The organism is Klebsiella sp. JN_Kp126, from assembly GCF_033843325.1.
GTDB classification, from domain to species: domain Bacteria; phylum Pseudomonadota; class Gammaproteobacteria; order Enterobacterales; family Enterobacteriaceae; genus Klebsiella; species Klebsiella michiganensis.
In genome coordinates, this window is record NZ_JAWXQV010000083.1 from 21,808 (window position 1) to 37,991 (window position 16,184).

General features: G+C 62.4%; 11 protein-coding genes. 4 read left to right on the top strand and 7 right to left on the bottom strand.

The window, feature by feature from the left end; genetic code table 11:
- Positions 1-13: 13 nt before the first annotated feature.
- A complete protein-coding gene (locus SIK97_RS20315; RefSeq protein ID WP_057173652.1) occupies positions 14-2,263 on the bottom strand; it encodes a TonB-dependent siderophore receptor in 2,250 nt (749 codons plus the stop codon).
- A 272-nt stretch (positions 2,264-2,535) separates the two neighbouring features.
- Here SIK97_RS20315 and fes point away from each other — a divergent pair, with 272 nt between their 5' ends.
- Genes fes through entF form a run of 3 tightly spaced genes read left to right on the top strand, consistent with a single transcriptional unit; the run spans position 2,536 to position 7,858 of the window.
- Positions 2,536-3,735, top strand: a complete 1,200-nt coding sequence (gene fes, locus SIK97_RS20320; protein ID WP_048263524.1) for an enterochelin esterase — start codon at positions 2,536-2,538, stop codon at positions 3,733-3,735.
- A gap of 27 nt (positions 3,736-3,762) precedes the next feature.
- Complete coding sequence (locus SIK97_RS20325; RefSeq protein ID WP_049079991.1) at positions 3,763-3,966, top strand: MbtH family protein; 204 nt, start codon at positions 3,763-3,765, stop codon at positions 3,964-3,966.
- Positions 3,967-3,976: 10 nt separating this feature from the next.
- Positions 3,977-7,858 (top strand): enterobactin non-ribosomal peptide synthetase EntF, encoded by a 3,882-nt coding sequence (gene entF, locus SIK97_RS20330; protein ID WP_057173654.1) that lies wholly within the window; start codon positions 3,977-3,979, stop codon positions 7,856-7,858.
- A 223-nt stretch (positions 7,859-8,081) separates the two neighbouring features.
- On the opposite strand, the gene fepC is transcribed toward entF, so the two are convergent.
- The 3 genes from fepC to fepD are packed head-to-tail and all read right to left on the bottom strand — an operon-like array spanning position 8,082 to position 10,869.
- Positions 8,082-8,876: an iron-enterobactin ABC transporter ATP-binding protein gene (fepC, locus tag SIK97_RS20335; RefSeq protein ID WP_014837773.1), complete on the bottom strand. Its 795-nt coding sequence runs from the start codon at positions 8,874-8,876 to the stop codon at positions 8,082-8,084.
- Entirely contained in the window at positions 8,873-9,865 is a 993-nt protein-coding gene (gene fepG, locus SIK97_RS20340; RefSeq protein WP_009653197.1) for an iron-enterobactin ABC transporter permease, read from the bottom strand. Before fepG ends, fepC begins: the two co-directional genes overlap by 4 nt.
- The gene (gene fepD, locus SIK97_RS20345) at positions 9,862-10,869 is read right to left on the bottom strand and encodes a Fe(3+)-siderophore ABC transporter permease (RefSeq protein ID WP_057173656.1); all 1,008 of its coding nucleotides are present in this window, start codon (positions 10,867-10,869) and stop codon (positions 9,862-9,864) included. The genes fepG and fepD overlap by 4 nt, the downstream gene beginning before the upstream one ends.
- Before the next feature lie 112 nt (positions 10,870-10,981).
- On the opposite strand from fepD, the gene entS reads away from it, so the two are divergent.
- Positions 10,982-12,223 (top strand): enterobactin transporter EntS, encoded by a 1,242-nt coding sequence (gene entS, locus SIK97_RS20350; RefSeq protein WP_014228354.1) that lies wholly within the window; start codon positions 10,982-10,984, stop codon positions 12,221-12,223.
- A gap of 122 nt (positions 12,224-12,345) precedes the next feature.
- Here the strand turns inward: entS and SIK97_RS20355 are convergent, their stop codons facing one another.
- The 3 genes from SIK97_RS20355 to fepB all read right to left on the bottom strand — a co-directional run bounded on the left by SIK97_RS20355 (position 12,346) and on the right by fepB (position 16,154).
- Positions 12,346-12,720 (bottom strand): hypothetical protein, encoded by a 375-nt coding sequence (locus SIK97_RS20355; RefSeq protein ID WP_158010509.1) that lies wholly within the window; start codon positions 12,718-12,720, stop codon positions 12,346-12,348.
- Positions 12,721-12,847: 127 nt separating this feature from the next.
- A complete protein-coding gene (locus SIK97_RS20360) occupies positions 12,848-14,965 on the bottom strand; it encodes a glycosyl hydrolase family 18 protein (RefSeq protein ID WP_319610959.1) in 2,118 nt (705 codons plus the stop codon).
- 229 nt (positions 14,966-15,194) lie between these two features.
- On the bottom strand, positions 15,195-16,154 hold the full coding sequence (gene fepB / locus SIK97_RS20365; RefSeq protein ID WP_032748644.1) for a Fe2+-enterobactin ABC transporter substrate-binding protein: 960 nt from the start codon (positions 16,152-16,154) through the stop codon (positions 15,195-15,197).
- Between the last annotated feature and the right edge of the window lie 30 nt (positions 16,155-16,184).

Below are 16,184 nucleotides of genomic sequence, written 5' to 3' on the forward strand. Positions count from 1 at the left end.
AACGGCCAGACAATCAGAAGTGGGTATTGACGCCCAGATACCAGGTGCGGCCTGATTCGTTATAGGTATTGGCGCCCGCGCCAGCCATATAAGAAACATCGGTCAGGCTACCGGTGGTTTGCGCATTCCCCGCGCGCCAGTGGCGCTTGTCGAAGACGTTATCCACGCCGCCGGTCAGGCTGACGTTTTTGGTCACATCCCAGGTGGCGCTCAGGCCAACGATGCTGTATGGGCTGACTTCATCCGTTTCAGAACCCACCGCGGGCTCACCTTTGTAGTTATATTTCTTCGGCTGCTGCTTGCCGTACCAGGTGAAGGTCGACTGTACGGAAATATCCTGCTGAATCTGCCAGCTCAGGGTGGAGTTCAGGGTATATTCCGGAATAATCGACAGACGATCGCCGGTTTCCTTGTTTTTACTTTGCAGCATATAAGTGATGTTATTGGTCCAGTTCACCGTTTCGCTGACCGGCACGTTCAGGGTGCCTTCCAGACCTTCAACCACCGCTTTAGGCACGTTTTCCCACTGATAGATATCGGTATTGACGTTACCTTTCGAAGTGTGTGCAATCGGCGCGTAGCCGGCTTCGATTTTATCGCGGTAGTCGTTGCGGAACCAGGTCACCCCTGCCAGCCAGCCGTCGCGTTTAAACTCAAGGCCAATCTCTTTGTTGATGCTGGTTTCGGCTTTCAGGTCATCGTTACCCATCATGTAGCAACCGGTACCGGTGCCGCTGGCGTAGCAGCCCTGGCCTTTGCTATAGAGAATATAGTTCGGGTTGGTTTGGTACAGGCTCGGCGCTTTATAGGCGCGGGCGATGCCCATTTTCAACGTGAAGTCATCCCCCAGCCCCTGAGACAGGTTGAGCGACGGGCTCCAGTTGTTGCCGACGATCGTGTGATGATCGAAACGCAGCGCCGGCGTCAGCATGGTGGTGTCGGTCAGCTCCACGTTGTCTTCGGCAAACAGGGAGAAGATCTCGGCCTTCGAGTATGGGCTACGGCCGGTGCTGTCATAGCCGTCGATATCGCCGCCCATAAAGGTTTGGGTATTTGACGCCCGATCCTTCATCCGCTGCTGGTTCCATTCGGTGCCCAGCGTCAGGTTCTGGTTAAACACCAGATCCAGCGGGATGTTAACTTCGCTGTGCAGCATCACGTCGGCCAGGTCGATATCGCTGAACTGGTTGCTGTTGAAGATACCTTCCGTACCGCCCGCCAGACCTTCGCCTTTACGCGAGTTGCGGGTACGTTCGTACTGGGCCCAGTTGCTGGTGGTCACGCCGTTATCCCAGCCGCCGTTCCAGGTGACGGAGTAAGTCTGGCGATAGAGGCGGTTCGTTTCTTTTCCGTAGTTCTCTTTTACCAGATCGTTGGTATTGGTGTTCTGCGTATCGCCCGCGTAGAGGTTGCCCTGACGGCTGTAGCCGGATTCAAACTCCAGCGACTGCATCGGGGCGAAATCCCAGCGCACGACGCCGTTAATGTTCTTATTTTTAACCCCTTCACGCCCGGCAGGCATGGTATTAGCGTACGCGCCGGTACGCTCTGACTGATGCCCGTCGTTGATATCCCAGGCATCGGCCTGCGTTTTATCGAGGTTGCCCAGTAGACGGAAGCTGAAATCGCCGCCCAGCGGGCCGCTGAGGCTAAAGTTGGTGCGTTTGGTCGAGCCTTCTTCTTTATGCTCCGGGGCGTTCATGTAGGTGTTCCATGAACCATGCCATTCGCCGTCGCTTTTCTTGGTAATGATATTGACCACGCCGCCCGCCGCGCCGTTGCCGTAGCGCGCGGCCGCCGGGCCGCGAATGACTTCAATACGTTCGATCAGCTCCGGCGGTACCCATGAAGTATCGCCGCGGGTATCGCGCTCGCCGCGCCAGCCCAGACGCACGGAGTTGCGGCTGGTCACGGGCTTGCCGTCAATCAGGATCAGGGTGTTTTCCGGGCCCATGCCGCGAATATCAATCTGGCGATTGTTGCCGCGCTGGCCGCTGGTGGAGTTGCCGGTCAGGTTAACGCCGGGCATGGTACGGATAATTTCCGACACGTCACGCGCAGGCGGGCGTTTACGAATTTCATCTGCGGTAATGGTTGAAACGCCGGGCGCCTGCAGGTTCTGCTCGGCGGCGGTGACGACCATGGTTTCATCAGCGGTTGCGGTTTTGCTATCGGAGGCGGTTTCCGCCGCGCTCAGCGGAAACGCAGCCCCGTAGATTCCCAGATTGACCAGCAAGGCCAGGGATTTGATCCTGTTATTCATTGTAATTCCTGCTTTTTGTCGCCACCTTCTCCAAAAGACCCTTCCCAGCGGGAGGAGAGGCGGTACCAATGTTGCCAGTCGAGGGCAAAGGGCGCTCCGTCGCGGACTAAATGAGCCCTCTCAGACATGTTTAATTTTGAAAGACGCGCTTCCCACAGCGCGCTAATACGCTATTGCAAATGAAAATAGTTATCAATAATATTATCAATAAATATTGCGTTTATTAATGCGTTTGTTGATAAATGTCACGATAAACATAGGGTTGAAAAGGAATGCATAAGACAGGAAGTGACGACTGGTGGCAGCATATCTCCGGCCCGCAAATCGAAGCCGTTGACGGCGCGTATCGGGTAACCTTCTGGTGGCGCGATCCGGCGGGCAACGAAACGTCTTCGGCCATCCAGCGGGTATGGATTTATATCACCGGCGTGACTGACCATCATAAAAATGCCGTACCGCAAACCCTGCGGCGCATTCCCGGTACCGATGCCTGGTACTGGCAAACCACGCTTTCTCCGACTTGGCGCGGCAGCTATTGCTTTATCCCTTCCGCCCGCGACGACGACTTTTCCCCCCAGCTTTTTAACGGTGACGGCCCGGACCGCGCGCTGCTGCGCGAAGGCTGGCGCAGGCTGCTGCCGCAGGCGATTGCCGACCCGCTCAATCCGCAAAGCTGGAAGGGAGGGCGCGGCCACGCGGTCTCCGCGCTGGAGCTGCCTGCAGCCCCGGAGCAGCCGGGCTGGGCGATGCGCGATGAACCTTATCCACCTCCGCTCTGCATCGAATGGCAGAGCCAGCGACTCGGCAACCGCCGACGGATATGGGTTTACGCCACCGGCGACGCGCAGCCGCAGGCGCGCCCGCTGGCGATCCTGCTGGATGGCCAGTTCTGGGCAGAAAGCATGCCGGTATGGGCGCCGCTGGCGGGCTTAACCCGCGAAAAACGGCTGCCGCCGGCGGTTTATCTACTGATTGACGCGATTGATAATCCGCACCGGGCCGCGGAGCTTCCCTGCAATGAGGCGTTCTGGCTGGCGGTTCAGGAAGAACTGCTGCCAATGGTTCACCGGCTGGCGCCTTTCAGCGATCGCGCCGACCGCACGGTGGTGGCGGGTCAGAGCTTTGGCGGCCTGGCCTCGATGTTCGCCGCGCTCTACTGGCCCCAGCGCTTTGGCTGCGTGCTCAGCCAGTCCGGCTCTTACTGGTGGCCGCATCGCGGCGGCGCGCAGACGGGTCTGCTGATTGACCGCCTGAGCCGCGGCGAATTACATCCGCAAGGGCTACGTATCTGGCTGGAAGCCGGTATTCGCGAGCCGATCATTTTTCGCGCCAACCAGGCGCTACTGGCGCATCTGGAACAGCAGACGATTTTCTGGCGTCAGGTTGACGGCGGGCATGATGCGCTGTGCTGGCGCGGCGGGCTGACCGCCGGGCTTATCCAGCTGTGGCAGCCTTTATGCCGTGATGAGTAACAACGCGCGCTTTACGAGGAATTAGACATGCAATTCAGTAACCCCTTCGACAATCCGCAAGGGCAGTTTTACATCCTGCGCAATGGCCAGCAGCAGTTCAGCCTGTGGCCACACTCCTGCGCGCTGCCGGAAGGCTGGGCGGTGGAGTGCCCGCCGCAGTCGTTAGCGGCGTGCAATGCCTGGCTGGCGGCAAACTGGTCTACCTTGACCCCCGCCCACCATGCATCCTGAGGAGCCCACGATGACCACACGTTTACCGCTGGTTGCGGCGCAGCCGGGGATCTGGATGGCGGAGCGCCTCTCGACGCTGCCCGGCGCCTGGAGCGTCGCCCACTATGTCGAGTTGCGCGGTGATATCGACCCGATACTGCTCGGCCGGGCCATTGTCACCGGGCTGTCGCAGGCCGACACCCTCAGCATGCGTTTTTGCGAAGATAACGGCGAAGCCTGGCAGTGGGTCGATGAACATCGCGCGTTTGCCGAACCGGATTACCGGGATCTGCGTGCCGCGAGCGACCCGCACGCGGCCGCGCTGGCGCTGATGCAGGCCGACCTCGGGCAAAACCTGCGGGTGGACGGCGGCAATCCGCTGGTCTGCCATCAGCTGCTGCGGGTGGGCGATAACCGCTGGTACTGGTATCAGCGTTACCACCATTTGCTGGTCGATGGCTTCAGCTTCCCGGCGATTACCCGCCAGATCGCCGCGATCTACCGCGCCTGGCAGCGCGGCGAAGCGACGCCTGATTCCCCGTTTACGCCGTTTGCCGAGGTGGTGGAAGAGTATCAGCGCTACTACGGCAGCGACGCCTGGCAGCGCGACAAACAGTTCTGGCAGGCGCAGCATCAGGCGCTGCCGGCACCGGCCTCGCTGTCGGACGCGCCGCTGGCGGGAAGGGCGACCAGCAGCGATATCTGGCGCATGAAGCTGGAGGTGGATGCCGGAGTCTTTAGCCGGCTGGCGGCAGGGGCGCCGCAGTGCCAGCGCGCCGATCTGGCGCTGGCGCTGACCGCCCTGTGGCTGGGACGGCTGTGCAGCCGAACGGACTACGCCGCGGGCTTTATTTTTATGCGCCGCATGGGCTCTGCGGCGCTCACCGCTACCGGCCCGGTGCTCAACGTTCTGCCGCTGGCGGTCACTATTGACGCCGGGGAAACGCTGCCGGAGCTGGCCACGCGTCTTGCCGGGCAGCTGAAGAAAATGCGCCGCCATCAGCGCTATGACGCCGAACAGATTGTGCGCGACAGCGGCAGAGCGGCGGGCGATGAACCGCTGTTTGGCCCGGTGCTCAATATTAAAGTCTTCGACTATCAGCTGGATATCGACGGCGTGGAGGCCATTACCCACACCTTGGCCACCGGCCCGGTCAATGACCTGGAGCTGGCGCTCTTCCCGGATGAAGCCGGGGGGCTGTCGCTGGAGGTGCTGGCAAATAAGCAGCGATACGAGGAACGGACGCTGCGTAACCATATCTCCCGACTCTCCGCGCTGCTGGCCCAGTTTGCCGATAATCCGACCCTGCGCTGCGGCGAGGCGAATATGCTGTCGGCGGCGGAAACGGAACAGCTGCGGCAGGTCAACGCGACCGCCGTCGACCTGCCGCTCACCACCCTGAGCGCGCTGGTAGCGGAGCAGGCGGCGAAAACCCCGAATGCCCCGGCGCTGGCGGACGGCCGCTGGCAGTTTAGCTACCGCGAGATGCGCCAGCAGGTGGTGGCGCTGGCTGAACAGCTTCGCGCGCGGGGCGTCAAGCCGGGCGATAGCGTCGCGGTCGCGCTGCCGCGTTCGGTATTCCTGACGCTGGCGCTGCACGGTATTGTTGAGGCCGGCGCCGCGTGGCTGCCGCTGGATACCGGCTATCCCGACGATCGTCTGCGGATGATGCTGGAAGACGCCCGGCCGTCGCTGCTGATTACCTCTGAAGATCAGCGGGCGCGCTTTAGCGATATTCCCGGCCTGGAAAGCCTGTGCTACCAGCAGCCGCTGGCGGCGTCGGATGCCGCGCCGCTGGCGCTCTCACGGCCGGAGCATACTGCCTATATCATCTTTACCTCCGGCTCTACCGGGCGACCGAAAGGGGTGATGGTCGGGCAAACCGCCATCGTCAACCGCCTGCTGTGGATGCAGGACCACTATCCGCTCTGCGCTGACGACGTCGTGGCGCAGAAAACGCCGTGCAGCTTTGATGTGTCGGTCTGGGAGTTCTGGTGGCCATTTATCGCCGGCGCGCAGCTGGTGATGGCCGAGCCGGAAGCCCATCGCGATCCGCTGGCGATGCAGCGGTTCTTTGCCCGCTATGGCGTCACCACCACCCACTTTGTGCCGTCGATGCTGGCGGCGTTCGTCGCCTCGCTGGAGGCGGAGAACGTCGGCGCCTGCCAAACCCTGCGCCGGGTATTTTGCAGCGGCGAAGCGCTGCCGACGGCGCTGTGTCGGGAATGGGAGCAACTGACCGGCGCGCCGCTGCATAACCTGTATGGCCCGACGGAAGCGGCGGTGGACGTTAGCTGGTATCCGGCCTGTGGGCCCGAACTGGCGGCGGTAAGCGGCACCAGCGTGCCGATTGGCTGGCCGGTGTGGAATACCGGGCTGCGCATTCTTGATGCCGCCATGTGCCCGGTGCCGCCGGGCGTGGCGGGGGATCTCTACCTGACCGGCATTCAGCTGGCGCAGGGCTATCTGGGGCGCCCCGATTTGACAGCCAGCCGCTTTATTGCCGACCCTTACGCGCCGGGCGAGCGCATGTACCGCACCGGGGACGTTGCCCGCTGGCTGGATAACGGCGCCGTCGAGTATCTCGGGCGCAGCGACGACCAGCTAAAAATTCGCGGTCAGCGGATTGAGCTGGGCGAGATTGACCGCGCGATGTCCGCGCTGCCGGACGTTGCGCAGGCGGTGGCTCACGCCTGCGTCTTCAATCAGGCGGCGGCAACCGGCGGCGATGCCCGTCAGCTGGTGGGCTACCTGGTTTCTGACTCCGGTCTGCCGCTGGACGCCGCCGCGCTCAAAGCGCGGCTTGGCGAACAGCTGCCGCCGCATATGGTGCCGGTGGTGCTGATTCAGCTGCCGGCGCTGCCGCTAAGCGCCAACGGCAAGCTGGATCGTAAAGCGCTGCCGTTACCCACGTTGAGCAGTGAGCGCAGTGGCCGTCCGCCGGAGCCTGGCGTGGAAACCACCGTCGCCACGGCCTTTAGCCAGCTGCTCGGCTGCGAGGTGAACGATATCGACGCCGATTTCTTCGCCCTCGGCGGCCATTCGCTGCTGGCGATGCGCCTGGCGGCGACGCTCGGCCGCGAGCTGGAGCGGCAGGTGACGCCGGGGCAGGTGATGGTCGCGTCTACCGTCGGCAAGCTTAGCGCGCTGCTGGCATCGGACCTCAGCGATGAGCAGGCGCAACGGCTGGGCTTCGACGCTCTCCTGCCGCTGCGCGAGAGCGACGGCCCGACGCTATTTTGCTTCCATCCTGCTTCCGGTTTTGCCTGGCAGTTCAGCGTGCTGGCGCGTTATTTAAGCCCGCGCTGGTCGATCGTCGGCATTCAGTCGCCGCGACCGCAGGGACCGATGGCCACGGCGGCGGATCTGGATGCGGTGTGTGAACATCATCTCCACACCCTGCTGACGCAGCAGCCCCACGGCCCCTATTATCTGCTGGGCTATTCGCTCGGCGGTACCCTGGCGCAGAGGATTGCCGCCCGGTTACGCCAGCGCGGCGAAGCGGTGGCCTTCCTCGGTCTGCTGGATACCTGGCCGCCGGAGACGCAGAACTGGGCGGAGAAAGAGGCGAACGGCCTGGATCCTGAGGTGCTGGCGGAGATCGCCCGTGAACGCGAGGCGTTTCTGGCCGCCCAGCAGGGGCAGGCTTCCGGCGAGCTGTTCAGCGTTATCGAAGGCAACTATGCCGATGCGGTGCGCCTGCTGACCACCGCGCACAGCGCGAAGTTTGACGGTAAGGCGACGCTGTTCGTGGCGGAGAAAACCCGTCAGCCGGGGATGGACCCGCAGGTGGTGTGGGGGCCGTGGGTCGGCGAGCTGGAGGTGTTCAGCCAGGATTGCGCACACGTGGATATTATCTCTCCGCAGGCCTTTGAAGCGATCGGCCCGGTGCTCAGGGAGATATTGGATTAGGGGCAGATGAACTCCCGGGTTGCGGCTAACGCCTTACCCGGGCTACCGTTTGTGCCAGATTGGGTAGCCCGGCTAAGCGCAGCGCGAGCCGGGAAGCATTAGCGCCAATGTATCAGCCCGGCTCATTTACCGGAGGCGGCACCTGACACGGCTGTCCGGGCTACCGGACCGCAGATGGCGGTGAACCTGTAGCCCGGCTAAGCGCAGCGCGAGCCGGGAATCTCTACTTGCGGCCCAGCGGCACCACCAGCGGCGTATGCGCCACCGGATCGTCAATGATCGTACAGCGCAGGCCGTAAATTTCCTCGATCAGCGCCGCATTGACAATCTCCTTCGGCGCGCCCTCGGCGACGATTTTGCCGTCGCGCAGGGCGATCAAGTGGGTCGCGTAGCGGCAGGCCTGGTTCAGATCGTGCAGCACCGCCGCCAGGGTATAGCCCTTCTCCTGATTCAGCTCGCTTAGCAGCTCAAGCAGGTCGATCTGATGGCTGATATCCAGCCAGGTGGTGGGCTCATCGAGCAGCATAATCGCCGTCTCCTGGGCCAGCACCATGGCGATCCACGCCCGCTGGCGCTGGCCGCCGGAGAGCGTATCGACGCTTTGCAGCGCCAGGTCGGTAATGCCGGTGGCCTTCATCGCCCTGCTGACCGCCTCTTCATCCTCTTTGCGCCAGCGGGTAAACAGCGGCTGGTGCGGATAGCGCCCGCGGGCCACCAGCTCCTGAACCGTAATATCTCCCGGCGTAGTGGCGTTCTGCGCCAGCAGGCCGATCCGCTTCGCCACCTCTTTACTGGCGTAACGCTGGATCTGCTCGCCGTCGAGATACACATGACCGGATGTCGGGGTCATCAGGCGGCTCAGGGTACGCAGCAGCGTCGATTTACCGCAGCCGTTAGGGCCAATAATGGCGGTGAAGTGGCCGTCGGGAATGGTGACGCTCAGCGATTCGGCGATGGTTTTTTTGCCGTACGCCAGGGTCAGCTGGTCGCCGCGCAAACGGGAGGTTACAGCGGTCATTTTTTGCGGGACTCCTGAATTAACAACCCGATAAGGTAGATGCCGCCAAGGCTGACGGTCACCACGCCCACCGGTAACTGATAGGGCATAAACAGACGCTGCGCGCAGTAATCAGACAGCGCCAGCAGCAGGGCGCCGCACAGCGCCGCCTGGGCCAGCCCCCAGCGCGCGGTGCCGCTGAGGCGGCGCGCGATATGCGGCGCCACCAGGGCGATAAATGAAATCGGCCCGGCGAGCGCGGTAGCGGCGGCGGTCAGCACCACCCCGACCAGCATCAGCAGCAGCCGCGAGCGCTCAACCCGCACGCCCAGGGCGCAGGCGGTATCGTCACCCATCTCCAGCAGCCGCATGCGCCGCGCCAGCAGCGCCCCGCAGACCAGCATCAGCAGAATCAGCGGCGCCGAGGGCCAGGTTTTTCCCCAGGTCAAACCGTTAAGCGAACCGGCATACCACAGCCCGGCGGAGAGGGCGGTTTCCAGCGAAGCGCGCAGCAGCAGCCAGGTATTGAATGCCACCAGCATAGCGCGCACGCCGATGCCGATAATAATCAGGCGAAAGGTTTCAATCCCGTTGCGCCACGCCAGCAGCCAGACCGCCAGCGCGGTAAGGATCCCGCCAGCCATGGCCGCCATGGCGATGGCCGCCAGGTTCTGGCCAAACATCACCATCGCTACCAGCACGCCGCTCCAGGCCCCGGTGTTAAACCCCATCACGTCCGGGCTCCCCAGCGGGTTGCGGGTCAGCGACTGGAAAATCGCGCCGCTGACGCCGAGGGCGGCGCCAATCAGCAGCGCCATCAGCACGCGGGGCAGGCGCCACTCGGTCACCACCATGGCGACGTTGCGCGGCGCATCTCCGAGCAGCGCCGAGATAACCTGCTCAACGCTCAATGGCACCAGGCCGGTGCCCAGCCCCCACAGGGAGACCAGCGCGCTGGCGACCAGCAGCAGCAGGCAGCTAAAAATCAGGCGACGAGAAGGCGCAATCACATGCCACCTCCGCGCGGCTGGCGGCGTACCAGCCAGATCAGCACCGGTGCGCCGATAAAGGCGCTGACCACCGAAACCCGCAGTTCGCCGGGCACCAGCAGGCGCCCCATCACGTCGGCAAACAGCAGCAGGGCAGGGGTAGCCAGCAGGGTCACCGGCAGCGACCAGCGATGATCCGCGCCCACCAGCCAGCGGGCCATATGCGGCATCATCAGGCCGATAAAGGCGATGGGCCCGACCACCGCCGTGGCGCTGCCGCACAGGACGGTAATCGCCAGCAGACCAATAAGCTGAGTACGCGCGACCCGGCTGCCGAGCGCGGTGGCCGTATCGTTGCCGAGGCTCAGGCTGTTTAAGGCCCGGCTCAGCAGCAGCGTCACCAGGCCGGCAATGAGTACCGGGATCAGCACGATTTTCAATGTTTGCAGGGTGCGCACATCCAGCGAGCCCGCCTGCCAGAAGCGCAGCTGGTCGTAGACGTCAGGGTTAAGCAGGGCGATACCGCTGGAAAGCCCTTCCAGCACCGCCGCCAGGGCGACCCCCGCGAGGGTCAGGCGAACCGGGCTCAGCTGGCCGCCGCCCTGGCTGCCGGTAAAGGCTACCAGCAGCGAGGCGCCGAACGCGCCGCAAAAGGCCATCAGCAGCTGCTCCTGCGGCGAGGAGAGACCAAACAGCGCCGCGCCCAGCACGATAGCGAAGCTGGCGCCGGAGTTGACGCCGAGGATCCCCGGGTCCGCCAGCGGGTTGCGGGTCAGCGTTTGCATCAGCGCCCCGGCCAGACCCAGCGCGGCGCCGGCCAGCAGCCCGGCGAGGGTTCGCGGCAGTCGTGCATCAAGGATGATGGTGCAATCGGCGCTCTGGCAGGTGCCGGTGAAGGCATCAATGACGACGCTAAACGGCAGGGGTTTGGCGCCGACCAGCAGGCTGAGCGCAACGGCGATGATTAAAACGATTAAAAGACCCGGCACGGCAAAGGCGCGCGCCGCGGTCGTGGAAGACGACATGGCTTACATCCCTGACATGATAATGATAGTAATTATCGTTATCGATTCTATCCGGTTATGTTAGCATGTGCACCCATAAAAATGGTATGGAAAATAATAACAAGGCGCTGTCATGAACCGACAATCCTGGCTGCTGAATCTCAGCTTGCTGAAAACCCACCCGGCCTTTCGCGCCGTCTTTATCGCCCGCTTTATCTCGATCCTGTCGCTTGGCCTGCTGGGCGTGGCGATCCCGGTACAAATCCAGCTGATGACCCATTCCACCTGGCAAGTGGGGCTGTCGGTGACCTTAACCGGCGGGTCGATGTTTGTCGGTCTGATGATCGGCGGCGTGCTTGCCGACCGCTATGAGCGTAAACGTCTGATCCTGCTGGCGCGCGGCACCTGCGGGATTGGCTTCGTCGGCCTGTGTCTCAACGCCATGCTGCCGGAGCCGTCGCTCATCGCCATCTATCTGTTGGGCATCTGGGACGGCCTGTTTGCCTCAATCGGCGTGACCGCGCTGCTGGCGGCGACTCCGGCGCTGGTTGGCCGGGAAAACCTGATGCAGGCCGGGGCGATCACCATGCTGACGGTGCGGCTGGGCTCGGTGATTTCGCCGATGATCGGCGGCCTGCTGCTGGCAACCGGCGGCGTAGCCTGGAACTACGGCCTGGCGGCGGCAGGTACCTTTATTACGACGCTGACGCTGCTGCGTTTGCCGCGGCTGGCGCCGCCGCCGCAGCCGCGCGAGCATCCGCTAAAATCGCTGTACGCGGGACTGAAGTTTCTGTTTAACAGCCCGCTTATCGGCGGCATTGCGTTGCTTGGCGGCCTGCTGACCATGGCCAGCGCGGTGCGCGTGCTCTATCCGGCGCTGGCCGGGAGCTGGCAGATGTCGACGTCGCAGATTGGCCTGCTGTACGCCGCGATCCCTCTGGGCGCGGCGTTCGGGGCGTTGACCAGCGGACAGCTGGCGCAGACGGCGAGGCCCGGCGTGCTGATGCTGGCGACCACCGTTGGCTCCTTTGTGGCGATTGCGCTGTTCAGCCTGATGCCGGTGTGGGCGCTGGGCGCCCTGTGCCTGGCGCTGTTTGGCTGGCTGAGCGCGATAAGCTCGCTGCTGCAATATACGCTGATTCAGACGCAAACCCCGGAAAATATGCTCGGGCGTATCAACGGGCTGTGGACCGCGCAGAACGTGACCGGCGATGCGATAGGCGCGGCGCTGCTCGGCGGCCTGGGCGCGATTCTGACGCCGGCCGCTTCGGCGAGCGCCAGCGGCTGGGCGCTGGTCATTGTGGGCGTGGTGCTGGTGGGGCTGCTACGCGAGCTGCGCCGCTTTCAGCGCCCGGAGACGGCGAGCGAAAATTAATTCAGCCGGGGTTTCCCGGAGGCGGCGCGCTGCGCCTGTCCGGGCTACCGGCCCGCAGACGGCGGCGGACTCGTAGTCCGGGTAAGCGCAGCGCAGCCGGGGAAGAAGCCGCACCGATGTATTTATCCCCGTACATTCCCGGGTTGCGGCGTAAACGCCTGACCCGGGCTACCGGCCCGCAGACGGCAGTGGACCCGTAGCCCGGGTAAGCGCAGCGCGACCCGGGAAGAAGCCGCATCGATGTATTTATCCCCGTACATTCCCGGTTGCGGCGTAAACGCCTGACCCGGGCTACTGGCCCGCAGACGGCGGTGGACCCGTAGCCCGGGTAAGCGCAGCGCAGCCGGGGAAGAAGCCGCACCGATGTATTTATCCCGACGCATTCCCGGGTTGCGGCGTAAACGCCTGACCCGGGCTACCGGCCCGCAGACGGCGGTGGACCCGTAGCCCGGGTAAGCGCAGCGCAACCCGGGAAGAAGCCGCACCGATGCATTCATCCCGGAGCAACCCAGGCTACCGACCTGCAGTTGCCCGGTAGCGCCACCGGGAAAACCGAAAAGAGCGATAATAAAAAGCCCCGGATTGCTCCGGGGCTGGCTATCACTCGTCAGTGACGATTTACCCTTAGTACGCGCCGAGATCGCTCCAGACCTGGAACTGACCGCAGTTCAGATCCGGCTGGTTGCCCTGAGACCACCATTTCACCTGGTAGTTATGGCCTTTCCAGCTCACGATTTCAAAGCTGCCCCAGTTGCTGCCATAGACGGTGCTGGCATTCCACAGCGGGTAAGGCGTGGTTTCGTCAGAAGGAACAGCATCATCATCTGCCGGTTGAGGCGTATCATCGGTGCGATCCTGGTCGTCAGCCGGCTCGTCCTCGATATCATCAGTCTGAGTCGCGGCGACGACGGAGAGCACAAAGCGCTGCTGCGTTGACGGTTCACCCCAGGTATCGCGCACGAACAGGGTGAAGGTGTACTCGGTATCCTCAGCCACTTTCGGCACATCGAACTCAATGACCGCCGCGGTTTTATCGGCGACGTTGATCGCCGCGGGCACGCCCCAGCTAAAGGTCAACTCGTCGTTATCTTCATCAGAAGATTTTTCGCCGGAAAGGCGCACGCGGGAGCCGCCTACCACCATCAGTTCGATAGCGGCTTTCGGCGCATGGTTTACCGACGGTTCAGGCTGGACGGTATCCTCCTCCTCTTCCTCCGGTTCAGCCGGTTCATCCGCCGGGTCGACGTTGATGCCTTCGAAATAGAACGGCTCCATATCGATAATTTCAGACGCCATTTCATAGCCCAGACCCTCACGGGCGGCGTTAACCAGCACGCCGTTGTCCTGGTCGATTGTCCAGGTGAACAGCGCGCCCAGGCCGAGGCTGGCGGCGTATTCGCCCTTGGCTTTCACCGTGCGCGGCGTATCCAGGGACATGAACAGTTTGCTGTCAGGGTTGTAGAGGTAGTCCGCGTCGGCAACCTTGTCGGTGTAGACGTTGAAGCCGTTACGGCCTTTCTGGTTTTCCAGATCCAGGTAGTTATAAATGATGTCGTACCATTCGGTGGTGCCCGATTCGAAGGAGCCTACGGTGGTGCCGGTGCCCGGGTTATAGGTACCCTTCAGCGGAGAAAGGGATTCCAGCTCCGCGTTGCGCCCGTTACGGGTGTAGGCAGCGTAACCAATATTGATTCGCTCTGCCGGGAAGCCTTCGGACAGCAGATGGCCGACAACGGTATCCACCCCCCAGCCGCCTTCTTCCAGCGCCTTCAGGTTGGTGTGGTGGGTCACGCTTTCCGCCCACGGGGTACCGAAGAAGTCATAGGTCATGACGTTGATACCGTACAGGCCCGCTTTCAGCAGCGCATTGACGTTGGAGTAGCCGAGCGTCTTGACCACCGCCGAGCTGGCAATGGAGATTTTGACGTTGCTCAGGCCTGCGGCGTCCAGCTGCTTACGCAGTTCGCCAATCAGCAGGGCGTAGTTCTCGCCGTCTTCCGGGCCGTACGGGTTGCCCGCGCCTTCGGCGTTCGGATATTCCCAGTCGATATCCACTTCGCTGAACATCGGGAACTGTTTGAACAGTTTTACCACGCCTTTGGCAAAGACCTTACGCGCGGCGTCAGACGCGGCGGTTTCATGGAAACCGTTGCTCATGCTCCAGCCGCCGATGCTCATGGACAGCACCAGGTCGTGGCCCTGCTGCTTCGCTTTGGCCTGCAGATCGCGCAGGCCGCCGAGCAGGCCTTTAGTATTACTCTGGGTCACGGTCTTCGGATCGACATCCCAGCCGCTGACGGTATGACCAACGTTAACGTAAGACTGGAAGTCGCCCCACGGGTCGAGGAAGGTGGGCTCGTACTTCACTTTCCCGCACTGATCGGCACCTTCGGCAACCACGTCGCGCCACAGGTTGTCTACTTTGTGGAAGCCGGTCACGCCGACGAAACCGACGATGATTTTGTCGTAGGCGGTAGGAGAAACGTTGGTCAGGTCGTAGCCGCGACCGCGGTTATCTTTTGAATTATCGCCCTGCAGACGACCATCATACTGTGACCAGTCGGTGTAGTAGCCGAAGACTTTGGGTTTGGTGGTGGAGGCTTTGTATTTGTTATAGACCGGTTTAGCGACGCGAGCGGAGGTATAGCTGTATGCGCTCACTTCTGTTGCCGGGTTAAAGCCGTCTGCGGCGTTGCTGGTTTCGGTCAGCGTATCGCCCTTAATCAATTTGCTCGTTGCCACGTTAATTTCCTTCTGTGTTGAATGACCACCTCAAGCGGTGTGGGGCAGATAATCGGGCAACGCGGCGGCCGGGGCTAATCACAAAATAACACCTGAAACGATGATATTTCGGCTGATGGGCGATGAGGGTGATAGGGCGTTAAACGGTGAAAAAGCCTGTTATAACAACGCGATGATATATGAAATGAGGCGCGATGAGATCCCGGCGACCGGCGCCGGGAAGCGTGGCTTACGCAAAGAGGGCCGCTAAGCGCTGCAGCACCAGTACGGCGCTGTAGTAATCCAGGCGGAAGGTTTCCGTCCCCAGCGGATAAACGCGTTTGCCTTCAACGGCGGGCAGATGCGCCAGCAGCGGGTTGGCGTTAATCGCGTCGGCGTCCTTTTGGTCGCCGGCAAACAGGAACAGGCTCTGGCCGTTAAGTCCGGCGGCTAAGTTTTCCCCGCCCAGCTGCACGATATCATGCCGTTTTCCCTGGCTCTGGCTGGCATGCAGCCCGCCGGGCAGGTCGGCAAGGGTAAAGCCCAGCTGCTCGAGCAGCTGTCCCTGAGCGGATTCTTTGGTCCAGATATTGGCGCTATGGGCCGCGGCGGTGTAGACCAGCGCGGTGACCGGCTGCGGCGGCAGCTTCATTTTCTCTTTCAGCGCCGCCAGCTTTTTATCAAACTCCGCGATTCTCTCCGCCGCCTGTTTTTCGTGGCCGGTAATCTCCCCCAGTTGGGTCAGCAGGGCCTGCCAGCTTTTATCATCGTAGTTAATGATAAGCGTCGGGGCGATGGTGGAAAGCTGGTCGTAGAGCATCATCGCCGAATCGCCGCCGGTGGCGCTAATCAGAATGAGATCCGGCATTTGCGCCGCGACGGCCTCAGCGCTCGGTTCGCCAATATAGAGGCGCGACAGCTTGCGCGCTTTCGCCACATCGCTCCACTGGCGTAAAAATCCCTGACCGTCGGCGACGCGGTTATTGGGCGTCGTGGCCCCGCTGGCCACCACCGGCGCGTCAATCGCCAGCAGCGAGCCGGTCAGCGTCACGCTGGTGGAAACAATACGCAGCGGCTGGCTTTCCAGCGTATGGGGTCCCCGGCTGTCGGTTATCTGACGCGGCCAGTCTGCCGCCAGCGCTGAGCTAATTCCGAAAATCGCCAGGCCGCTGGCGAGGAGGGTACGGCGGCAAAAGGTGGAGAAATTCACGTATTCGCATCCTGGTTAAGTAGTGATAAA

What these genes read in the sequence shown, in the direction of transcription:
- entF (WP_057173654.1), top strand. Translation starts at nt 3,977, where the DNA reads ATGACCACACGTTTACCGCTGGTTGCGGCGCAGCCGGGGATCTGGATG.
- SIK97_RS20315 (WP_057173652.1), bottom strand. Translation starts at nt 2,263, where the DNA reads ATGAATAACAGGATCAAATCCCTGGCCTTGCTGGTCAATCTGGGAATC.
- SIK97_RS20355 (WP_158010509.1), bottom strand. Translation starts at nt 12,720, where the DNA reads ATGAATGCATCGGTGCGGCTTCTTCCCGGGTTGCGCTGCGCTTACCCG.
- fes (WP_048263524.1), top strand. Translation starts at nt 2,536, where the DNA reads ATGCATAAGACAGGAAGTGACGACTGGTGGCAGCATATCTCCGGCCCG.
- fepD (WP_057173656.1), bottom strand. Translation starts at nt 10,869, where the DNA reads ATGTCGTCTTCCACGACCGCGGCGCGCGCCTTTGCCGTGCCGGGTCTT.
- fepC (WP_014837773.1), bottom strand. Translation starts at nt 8,876, where the DNA reads ATGACCGCTGTAACCTCCCGTTTGCGCGGCGACCAGCTGACCCTGGCG.
- entS (WP_014228354.1), top strand. Translation starts at nt 10,982, where the DNA reads ATGAACCGACAATCCTGGCTGCTGAATCTCAGCTTGCTGAAAACCCAC.
- SIK97_RS20325 (WP_049079991.1), top strand. Translation starts at nt 3,763, where the DNA reads ATGCAATTCAGTAACCCCTTCGACAATCCGCAAGGGCAGTTTTACATC.